The 10,637-nt window shown below is 58.7% G+C and carries 4 protein-coding genes; 2 read left to right on the forward strand and 2 right to left on the reverse strand.

Annotation, left to right across the window (positions count from 1 at the left end):
* Positions 1-3: 3 nt before the first annotated feature.
* Positions 4-1,776, reverse strand: coding sequence for an N-acetylglutaminylglutamine amidotransferase (locus tag GHN92_RS14460; RefSeq protein WP_153380432.1), 1,773 nt, complete (start codon positions 1,774-1,776; stop codon positions 4-6).
* 343 nt (positions 1,777-2,119) lie between these two features.
* On the opposite strand from GHN92_RS14460, the gene GHN92_RS14465 reads away from it, so the two are divergent.
* Positions 2,120-6,934: an NEL-type E3 ubiquitin ligase domain-containing protein gene (locus GHN92_RS14465; RefSeq protein WP_153380434.1), complete on the forward strand. Its 4,815-nt coding sequence runs from the start codon at positions 2,120-2,122 to the stop codon at positions 6,932-6,934.
* Here the strand turns inward: GHN92_RS14465 and mnmC are convergent.
* Entirely contained in the window at positions 6,921-8,900 is a 1,980-nt protein-coding gene (mnmC, locus tag GHN92_RS14470; protein WP_153380436.1) for a bifunctional tRNA (5-methylaminomethyl-2-thiouridine)(34)-methyltransferase MnmD/FAD-dependent 5-carboxymethylaminomethyl-2-thiouridine(34) oxidoreductase MnmC, read from the reverse strand. The two genes, GHN92_RS14465 and mnmC, sit on opposite strands and share 14 nt — an antisense overlap.
* Positions 8,901-9,039: 139 nt before the next feature.
* Here mnmC and pap point away from each other — a divergent pair, with 139 nt between their 5' ends.
* Positions 9,040-10,557 carry a polyphosphate:AMP phosphotransferase gene (pap, locus tag GHN92_RS14475; RefSeq protein ID WP_133144940.1) on the forward strand — a complete coding sequence of 506 codons (1,518 nt, stop codon included), beginning with the start codon at positions 9,040-9,042 and terminating at the stop codon, positions 10,555-10,557.
* Positions 10,558-10,637: the final 80 nt, after the last annotated feature.

The following is a 10,637-nucleotide window of genomic DNA, read 5'->3' on the forward strand; positions in this document are numbered from 1 at the left end:
CGATCAGATTCCTTGTTCGCTCAGCCACAGGTTCAGGGCGGCCAGTTGCCACAGCTTGGAGCCGTTGAGGGGGGTCAGCTGGCTTTGCGGGTTGGTCAGCAACTGGTCAAGCATGGCTGGCTGGAACAGGCCGCGATCCTGGCTCGGGTCCAGCAGCAGGTCGCGCACCCAGTTGAGGGTGTTGCCCTGCAAGTGCTTGAGCCCCGGCACCGGGAAATAGTCTTTTTTGCGGTCGATGACTTCGCTGGGGATCACCAGTCGTGCGGCTTCCTTGAGTACCTGCTTACCGCCGTCGGGCAGTTTGAAGCGCGCTGGAATCCGCGCTGACAGCTCGGCCAGGCGGTAATCGAGAAACGGCGTGCGGGCTTCCAGGCCCCAGGCCATGGTCATGTTGTCCACCCGTTTGACCGGGTCATCCACCAGCATCACGGTACTGTCCAGGCGCAAGGCCTTGTCCACCCCGGCCTGGGCCCCCGGCTGTGCGAAATGCTCACGCACAAAGTCGCCAGCGGCGTCATTGGCTGTCAGCCATTGTGGCTGGACGGTGGCCTTGTACTCGTCGTAACTGCGGTCGAAAAAGGCTTCGCGGTACGCGGCATAAGGATCGCTGGCGCCATCTACTTGTGGATACCAGTGATAGCCGGCAAACAGTTCGTCAGCGCCCTGGCCGCTTTGCACCACCTTGCAATGCTTGGCCACTTCACGCGACAACAGATAAAAGGCGATGCAGTCATGACTGACCATCGGCTCGCTCATGGCGCGGAAGGCCGCTGGCAGTTGCTCGATGATTTCGTGCTCGCCAATGCGCAGTTGGTGATGGCGCGTGCCGTAATGCCGGGCAATCAAATCCGAATACTGGAATTCATCCCCGCGCTCGCCGCCTGCGTCCTCAAAGCCGATGGAGAAAGTCGACAGATCCTGTACGCCCACATCGCGCAACAACCCCACCAACAAACTGGAGTCGACACCGCCAGAGAGCAGCACGCCGACATCCACCGCCGCCCGTTGGCGGATGGCCACGGCTTCGCGGGTGCTGTCGAGGACACGATCGCGCCAATCTTCCAGGGTCAGATTGACTTCATCGGCACGGGGGCCGTAGGGCAGGGTCCACCAGGTTTTTTGCTCGGTGTGGCCATTGGCGTCAATACGCAACCAGGTCGCGGGTGGCAGCTTTTCGATACCGGCAATCAGCGTGCGTGGCGCTGGTACAACGGCATGAAAATTCAGGTAGTGATTAAGCGCCACCGGGTCGAGCATGGGGCTGATATCACCGCCCTTGAGCAGCGCCGGCAGGGTCGAGGCAAAGCGCAAGCGCTCACCGGTACGCGACAGATACAGCGGCTTGACCCCGAGACGATCGCGGGCCAGAAACAGGCGCTGGGCATCGCGTTCCCAGATGGCAAAGGCAAACATGCCATTGAGCTTGGGCAGCAGCGCTTCGCCCCAGGCGTGATAGCCCTTGAGCAGCACTTCGGTATCGCCACCCGAATAAAAGCTGTAGCCCAGGGCTTCAAGCTCGGCGCGCAGCTCGGGGAAGTTATAGATTGCGCCGTTGAAGGCCAGCGACAAACCCAGCTGGCTGTCGATCATCGGTTGGGCTGAACCATCCGACAAATCCATGATTTTCAGGCGGCGATGGCCCAGGGCTATCGGCCCCTGGCTGTGAAAACCCCAGGCATCGGGGCCACGTGGTGCAAGGTGGTGGGTGATGCGTTCGATGGCTGCCAGGTCGGCAGGGTGTTGATCAAAACGTAACTCGCCAGCTAATCCGCACATGGTGTGTAAATCCTTGGTCTTTCGGCATGTGGTGCTACAGGGATGAGTCAGCGTCTTTGCAGGACGCCTGGTAGCGCTTTGGGCCCGGTTTTAAAGGGCGATGCAGTTTTTGACTGCATCGCCAGCCCTTGCGGTGCAAGGCACAAGGCACTCGCTCCGGCATAAATGACCGTGTTTTATCGAGTGACCTGTGCCCGGATCGTTCAATAAAAGTTACAAGTGGTTGTTTTGTCGGGGCTTGGGAGGCCAGCAGGGTTTTGGCTGAAGAGCACTATTTATCTATGTCACATCCCCTGCGACGCCACGTTAGGTTAGGCGCTCTCTGACCTGCAGAAGACCGGATATGCCCCGCCATATGCCCCCGCTGGATGCTCGCGATACCACGCTCAGTGACCTGGAACCCCTGGAGCTGGTCCACAGCCATATGCCCAAATGGTTGTTGGGCGCTGATCCACAGGTCATTGCGGCCATGAATGCATCCATGGCCAGTAGCCGTTTCTATCATGGCCTGGTCGGCAAGAAGTTCGGTGAGCTGCAAAGTGTCGAGGTGTACTGCGGGGCATTGCTGGCAGCCGAGGTCAGGCGTGAGTTCGGGTCGTCACTGAATATTCACCGTGACTATCTGGCGGTGGTGCATGTTCACCTGATCCCCAATATCACGTTGTTCAGTTCCGTTCGCCATTACCTGGTGCATGACGAGCCGAAAACCCTGCTGTGGGCAGCCCTGCAGAATTTTTCGGCCGACGAGGCCCTTGCAAACGGCTTTAATCCGCAAAGCCATATCCGCTACGGTGGCCATCCTCAGCAGATCAGCCCTCTTGAGCCCTGCCACTTTGCCGCGCTATGCCGCAGGCTGGATCTGGGGCTCAAGTATCAACAGTATCTGGAGCACGCTTTGGGCGTTACGGCGTCGGGAACTCCCGGGCCCAGGCATTTGGCGACAGAGTCGAACCTCAGGCTTTTAAAAACCCATGACATGGCGGTCGACGCGCATGTCGCCTACCTCAAGAAACAAATCAGTCAGGCAGCCTATACCACACTGCTTGCCGCCCTGGCTCTGCCCGCCAGTACTGCCCAGGTGCACGGGGTGCAACTGGACGGCAAGCCGATGGTGCCAAGTTCCTTGTCGATACTGGACACGGCAATTGACGGGGTGGTGGTCTTCTCTTCCGACACCTTGTTGTTGCACCCCGGCAACCGCTTGATTGCCTATATCCCCAATGACCCGCGGGCACCCTTGTTCGAGTTCAGTTCATTGCAGGTATTCACCGATGAGTTGAAGCATCGCCTGCTGGATCCGGGGTATGCCAGGTTTTTCTCCCGCTTCACGGCCTTGAATGTACGGCCGCTGTTTATGCAAAAGGTCGCTGGCAGTCCCGAGCATCTGGCCCTTACCGCAACCCCTCTGACCATCAGCGCAGCGCATTACCTGTGCACGGTGCAGCTCAGGAGCATGTTTGCCGATGCCCGGCAACTGGCCGTGCCCACCGGCGTGCTGGACGAGCGCGAACGCGAAGAGCGCTGGCAGATGTACAAAACGGCAGGGTTGTTTCTGGTAAACGTCGCGGCCCTTTTTGTGCCGGTGCTGGGCGATCTGATGCTGGCGGTGGCCATTGGGGAGATGCTCAAAGAAGTCTATGAGGGGGTGGAAGACTGGGCCCAGGGCGATGTTGACCATGCTCGCGAGCACTTGCTCAATGTCGCCACGGATCTGGCCGTCAACGCAGGGGTAGTGGTCGGGCTGGGAGCTGTCAAAGCCGCTGCCAGTCGTTTGAGTGCAGCCACCCGGGCGCACTTTGAAGGCCATCAACCCGTCAGTCGTGATGATGGCACCACCCGGTTATGGAATAAAAACCTGCAGCACTACGAGCATAAAGTAATGGGCGAGCATCGCTATACAGCTGATGCCCAAGGTTTACTCAGCCTTCATGGCAGGCAGTATGTAGACGTGGACGGCAAGCACTATCCTGTCGAATTCGACAGCGAGCGCAGGCAATGGCGCATACCTCATCCGCGCAGGGCCGATGCTTTCAAGCCTGCCTTGCTACATAACAACGAAGGGGCCTGGCAGCATGCCCATGAGCGGCCACTGGAGTGGCAAGACAGTGCGACGCTACTGGGCCGGTTGGGATCGGCAACAGCAGCACTGGACAGGCAGACACTGGAACGGATTCGGGAACTGACTGACACCGCACCGGGCGTCCTGCGCCGCATGCATCTGGAAAGTCTGGCGCCGCCTTCCTTGCTGAAAGTCAGCCTCAAGCGCTTTGAAATCAACCAGCTTATCGACACCTTTGTCGCACAGATGAGTACCGACCAGTATGCCTCCCGGCGCTGGAGCGAGCTGCAATTACAGCTCTTGCCGGCATTGCCGAAATGGCCAGCGGGCAAGGTGTTGACGGTTGCCGACGATACGGGAAACCGCCTTGCGCACTATGCCAGTGTGATGTGGCCGGCTACGTCCCATATCAACCTGACAAGCTCTGTCGTTGAGCAAGGCAAGTTGCTGGATGCTGTTCTTGCTGCCTTGTCCGACTCACAGGTCAGGGCACTGCTGGGCAATGACCTGCCTGCTCCGGGGGCACTGGCCCGCAGACTGGCCCTGGTATTGGGCAGTCATGCGCGGGATAACAAACGTCAGGTCTTCGAGAGGTTGTATGGGCTTTTCAATATCTCGTCTGCGGCAGAAGCTTTGCCCATCGAACGTGACTTTCCGGGGTTGCCCCGTACGGTAGCGCAAGCGTTGGTCGAGTCGGCCAGTAATCCGCAGCTTGAACATTTGCGCAGGGGTAGGGTGCCTCTGGAACTGGCCGAGCTGGCGCGCATGCACCTGCGTGAGGCCAGGATAAACCGGGCGATCGAAGGCTTTTATCTTGAGCATCAGGCCAATGACGACACTGAGCGGCTGGCCTTGCATTATCTGGATCAACTGCCCGGCTGGCCTGCTGACAAGGCGCTGGAGATTCGCGAAGATTCGATTTCAGGCGCCATGACTCATTATTGGGGCGGCGTACAGACGACCCCACCGCACGTGCTGGTCAAAACGCTGCGGGGCTACGAGCGTTACCGGCCTCGCGGTCATGTCCATTTGCTTGCGCCTGGCGGTCCTCTGCCATTATCCACTGCCGTGTTTGAATCCCTGACCGATCTTGAGCGCGATGCCATGGGCTTTGCTGCAAACACGGATGCCCCGGCGTTCAATGCGGCCCTGGCAAAGCGGGCGGCCAATGCCCGTCAGGAGTCCGCCCAGGTGTTGCGCATACAGCCGATCAAACCGGGGTTCAAACCGCCGATTACCCTGGCAGATGGTCAGGTGGGCTACCCCCTGTGCGGAGTGACATCCGGTGAGCACTCCTGGGAATTGCAGCGCCGTGTGCGCAGGATTTACTCCGACTTTGAAGATGAGCAAGTCATTGAATACCTCGACACCCTGGTCGAGCGGGGGCTTGAACCGCTCAATATCCTGCGTGAGCGCAAGCGCGAGAGAAGGGCCTTGCTAACGAGCCTGCAAGCCTGGATCGATGCCACTCCGGGTGAAGTTGTTCCGACCGATACCCTATATGACTACCCCGAGAACCGATATCAGGCTGCAGGGCTGATTGAGCGTTGCTGGCGTAAAAACCCCGCTCATATTCCCTGGGCTCACAACGAAGAGTTGCACAGCCTGAGCCTGGACGGCTTTCGATTGGGCAACTTTCCGGATCTGCCAGCCATTGCCGACTTCAGCCATGTGCGGGAATTGAAACTCAGCAACATGAATTGCCGGGACACGGCCAATGCATTCCTTGAACATTTCAGCGGGCTGGTTGCCCTTGAAATGGATAACAATCGCATGGTCAACCTGCCCAGGCAGTTGGAGCGCATGCCCAATCTGCAGCGTTTGTCCCTGGCCCGTAACCTGTTGTATCTGAACCCGGGCAACCTGTCGGTATTGAACTCGCTGGGCAAGCTGCAAGTGCTCAACCTCAATGACAACCTGCTGGGTCCGAACCTTAGCCTCAGTAATCTGGGTTTTTTGCGTCGGGTCTATTTGCGTCGTACCTGGATCGACCAATGGCCGCAAGACCTGATATCCCGCCCGTTTCTTGAGTCGGCCGATCTGCGGGAAAACCGTATTATCGACATACCTGAACATGTCTATCAGGCCTCGCCCACTGTGACGCGCAATATTTCCCTGGCCGGCAACCCGTTGTCCGCCACCAGCCGCCTGCGTCTGGCCCGCTATGCCATGCAGGGTGGCAGCAGCATGGGCATCAACAGCGAACAGTTGATGAGCGAGGCGGCGGCGTTCGAGTTCTGGACGGCGGGTATTACTGCTCAGGAATTGCGAAGAAGAGAGCTGTTATGGAACAGCTTGCGAGCCGATGCGGCTTCAGACGATTTTTTTACGGTGCTCAGCCGTTTGACATCGACTGCGGACGCCCATGAAGTGCGTCAGGATTTCAGCCGACGTGTCTGGGAAATGATTGAAGCGGCCAACGAGAGCTCCTCCTTGCGCCGTGATGTGCTGGATATTGCGGCTTCGCCGCGTAGCTGTACAGACAGTGTGGCTTTTACGTTCAGCGAGATGGAAGTGCAAATGGAACTGTCCGGGCTTTCAGGCGCGGGCTCGCCTCAGAAGCAGCAACTGCTGACTTTGAGCAAAGGGCTTTTCAGGCTCGACAGGCTCGCCAGAATCGCCCACGAGCACTTTTTGTTACGCCTTGAGGGGGCAGGCCCGGCACCGGACGAGCTTGAGATGCACCTGGCTTACCGTGTGGGCCTGGCGCGAGCCCTTGAGCTGCCGGGGCAACCTGAAAGCATGGTGTTTAAATCACTGGCCGGGGTGACTCAGGCAGATCTGGACATTGCGCGGCTGGAAGTCGAAAAGGCCGAGAAAACGGCCTCGCTGAACATCTTTATCAGCACCCGCCAGTTTTGGCGGGAGTACTTGATACGTACCCACAGGACGCAATATGGCGCGCTGACCGAGCCGTACTTCGAGGCGTTAAGCAACTTGCTTAAAAGATCTCCAGAAATGAACAGTGAGCGCTATCTGCGCGAGGTCAGCGAAGTTCGCCATCAGATGGACGCGGCTGTCGATGTCTGGAGCCTGCAAAAGACCGAGGCGCTGCTGGCGCCCAAGTCCCTTGAGGGGTCGCCCTCTACAGCCCTTTGATCAGGGCCCGCAGCCCGAACCGGTTCGGCAGGCAGGCTTCGGCCACTGCTCTGGATACGGGCAGGGGTTCATCGTTGATCCAGGCGGCGAGTATTTCGCCAGACAGGGGTGCGGTGATGAGCCCGCGAGAGCCGTGGCCGCTGTTGACGTACAAGCCATCAAGCCACGGGCAGGGGACGTCAGGCACCTGTCGGGCATCTTTGCGCAACACGCCATAGGCGCTGGCGAACTGCTCCGGATCCGCGAACGGGCCTACAATTGGCAAGTAGTCCGGGCTGGTGCAGCGGAACGCTGCCCATCCACTCAGGGTGTCAGGGTTGAGTTGTTCGTCACCGAGCCGATGGGCCAGGTCCGGTGAGATTTCCTCGAGCAGCTCGAGGTTACCTTGATGCCCCTGCGGGGTGGTGGTCAGGTCTTCGTTATCAAAGTCGAAGCTGGCGCCCAGCGTGTGCTCACCGAGGCGGCCAGGAGCCACATAGCCCTCGGCACACACTACGATTTTCAATACGGCGCTGGCAGGGGTTTCTACCAGTTGAGTGATTTGCCCGCGAATCCGTTTGAGTGGCAGGCCGCTGCTGGCCGGGAAGCGCTTGACCTCGGCAGCGCCAGCCAGAATGACAACCGGAGCGCTGGCCAGTACCTGGTCGTTATGGCACGCCTGCCATTGCTCATTGACCTTGTGCAGTTGCAAAACGTCATGGTGGGTCAGCACCCGAACCTTGGGGTGCAAGGCCTGGTAGTGGCAAAGCGCTGGAGGGTGAACCCAGCCGCCTTCGGGGTAGAACAGGCCGCCGTGGGCCAGTTCGATCCCGGCCAGGGCTTGTGCCTGGGGTTGGTCAAGCAGATGCACCAGCGCCGGGGGGAAGGCTGCGGCCAGTTGGGCCTGTCGTGCGGCTTCCTTGGCGTTGAAAGCCAATTGCAGGACCCCGCAATCATCCCAGTCGCGCCCGCGCTGCAGGTGTTCCAGCAGACGACGGGTGTAGCCAAAGCCGCTGACGATCATCTGCGACAAAGTCGTACCGTGTGCCGAGAGCTTGAGGTACAGAACGCCTTGCGGGTTGCCCGACGCTTCCTTGGCCAGTCTTTCGTGGCGCTCCAGCAATATCACCGTCCAGCCGCGGCGGGCCAGGCTATTGGCGCTGGCGCAACCCGACAGGCCGCCACCGATGACCAGTGCTGTACGCGGGCCTTTGACCCGGGGCGGGCGGGCAAACCAGGGTTTGACTGTGGGTGCTGTTGAAGCGGTGTCCGGCAAGCCGACAAAGGTGCCGCGCAGGATTTCCCACTTATGGCCTATACCTGGCGTGCGGCGCATCTTGAATCCGGCGTCATTCAGCGCGCGGCGTACCCAGCCGGTGCTGGTGAATGTGCTGATTGTCGAATCGGGTGCCGCCAGACGTGCCAATTGCGCGAACAGTTCCGGGGTCCACATGTCGGGGTTTTTCGCCGGGGCAAAACCGTCGAGAAACCATGCATCAACTTTGGCGTCGAGTTGCGGCAAATGTTCAAGTGCATCGCCGATCAACAACGTGAGCGTGACCCGGCCTTCGGCCAGGGTCAGGGTCTGAAAGCCCGGATGGATTGCAAAATACACGGCCAGCAATTGTTCGCTGAGGGGCGTCAGCTCCGGCCACAGGGCCAGCGCGCGTTGCAGGTCGTTGCGGGTCAGCGGGTATTTTTCGACGCTGATGAACTGCAGGCGCGCATCGGGGTGGGCATGTTGCTCGAACAGCTGCCATGCGCACAAAAAATTCAGCCCGGTGCCGAAACCGGTTTCGCCAATAACCAGATGGCCGTCAGCGGGCAGGGCGGCGAAACGCTCTGCAAGGGCGTTCTGTTCGATAAAGACATAGCGGGTTTCTTCAAGCCCCGACTTGTCCGAAAAATACACGTCATCAAACACCCGTGAATGGGGGCGACCTTGGTCATCCCAGTCGATCTGGGCATTGGCAGTTTCAGTAGTCATGTGTGGCTCGGCAACGGCAAGGCAGCCATTCTAGCCGATCAGTCAGGCCGGGACTGATCCATGACAGGTTTGCTCGGTTTCTTCCTGCATATTGCAGAGCAATCCGCTAGGCTTGGTTCATCTTGCCAGGGAGCATTCCATGTTCGAATCAGCTGAAATCGGCCATTTCATCGATAAAGAAACCTACGACAGGGAAGCCCCCGCTTTACGTGAAGCGTTGCTTGAAGCCCAGTTTGAGCTCCATCAGCAAAAGCGTGCTTCGGTCATTGTGCTGATCAATGGCATTGAAGGCGCCGGCAAGGGTGAAACAGTCAAACTGCTTAGTGAATGGATGGATCCGCGTCTGATCGAAGTGCGGACTTTTGATAACCAGACCGATGAAGAGCTGGCTCATCCGCCGGCCTGGCGTTACTGGCGTCAATTGCCCGCCAAGGGGCGGATGGGCGTGTTTTTTGGCAATTGGTACAGCCAGATGCTCCAGGGCCGGGTTCACGGCCTGTTCAAGAATGCCGTGCTTGATCAGGCGATCACGGGCGCCGAACGTCTGGAAAAGATGCTGTGCAATGAGGGCGCAGTGATCTTCAAGTTCTGGTTTCACCTGTCCAAAAAACAAATGAAGGAACGCCTGCAAACCCTCAAGGATGACCCATTGCACAGCTGGCGCATCAGCCCGCTGGACTGGCAGCAGTCCAAAACCTATGACAAGTTCGTACGCTATGGCGAGCGGGCGATCCGCCGCACCAGTCGTGATTACGCACCGTGGAATATCGTCGAAGGTATTGACCCCTATTACCGCAGTTTGACTGTGGGCAAAATCCTTCTTGAAGGGTTGCAGGCGGCGTTGCATACCCCCAAGGTTGCAGCCCGCCCGGCGGGTGTGCCGCCGTTACCGGACAAGCAAGGCGAATTGACCCTGCTCGATTGCCTGGACCTGACCCGGCATCTTGAAAAAGAGGATTACCAGGAGCAATTGATCACTGAGCAGGCGCGTCTATCGGGCTTGATGCGTGACAAACGGATGCGCCGGCATTCATTGATCGCCGTATTTGAAGGCAATGATGCCGCAGGCAAAGGCGGCTCTATCCGGCGGGTGGCAGCAGCGCTGGACCCGCGTCAGTACATCATTGTGCCTATTGCTGCGCCTTCCGAAGATGAGCGAGCACAACCTTATCTTTGGCGTTTTTGGCGACATATACCGGCGCGGGGCAAATTCACCATTTTTGACCGCTCCTGGTATGGCCGGGTGCTGGTTGAACGGGTCGAAGGTTTTTGCACGAAAGCGGACTGGATGCGCGCTTATGGCGAGATCAACGATTTCGAAGAACAACTTACGGCAGCAGGCGCGATTGTCGTCAAATTCTGGCTGGCAATCGACAAGGACACCCAGCTTGAGCGTTTTCAGGAGCGTGAAGAAATCCCGTTCAAACGCTTCAAGATTACCGAGGAAGACTGGCGTAATCGCGAAAAGTGGGATGTGTACCGCAGTGCGGTATGTGACATGGTGGATCGCACCAGCACCGAAATCTCGCCCTGGACCCTGGTTGAAGCCAATGACAAGCGCTGGGCACGGGTAAAGGTGCTACGCACGATCAACGAGGCTCTGGAAGCAGCCTTCGAGAAACGCGACAGGCAGGAAAAAAAGCGCAAGAAGAAGTAACACGGCACTTACCCTGTGGTGCTTCGCTTGTGCGCGGCAACACGGGGTTAGCCTGCGACTATATATCTACCACTGATGCA

This window comes from Pseudomonas sp. FSL R10-2964 (genome assembly GCF_009600035.1).
GTDB classification, from domain to species: domain Bacteria; phylum Pseudomonadota; class Gammaproteobacteria; order Pseudomonadales; family Pseudomonadaceae; genus Aquipseudomonas; species Aquipseudomonas bubulae.

Coding starts and splice junctions, on each gene's coding strand:
- GHN92_RS14460 (WP_153380432.1), bottom strand. CDS start 1,776: ATGTGCGGATTAGCTGGCGAGTTACGTTTTGATCAACACCCTGCCGAC.
- GHN92_RS14465 (WP_153380434.1), top strand. CDS start 2,120: ATGCCCCGCCATATGCCCCCGCTGGATGCTCGCGATACCACGCTCAGT.
- mnmC (WP_153380436.1), bottom strand. CDS start 8,900: ATGACTACTGAAACTGCCAATGCCCAGATCGACTGGGATGACCAAGGT.
- pap (WP_133144940.1), top strand. CDS start 9,040: ATGTTCGAATCAGCTGAAATCGGCCATTTCATCGATAAAGAAACCTAC.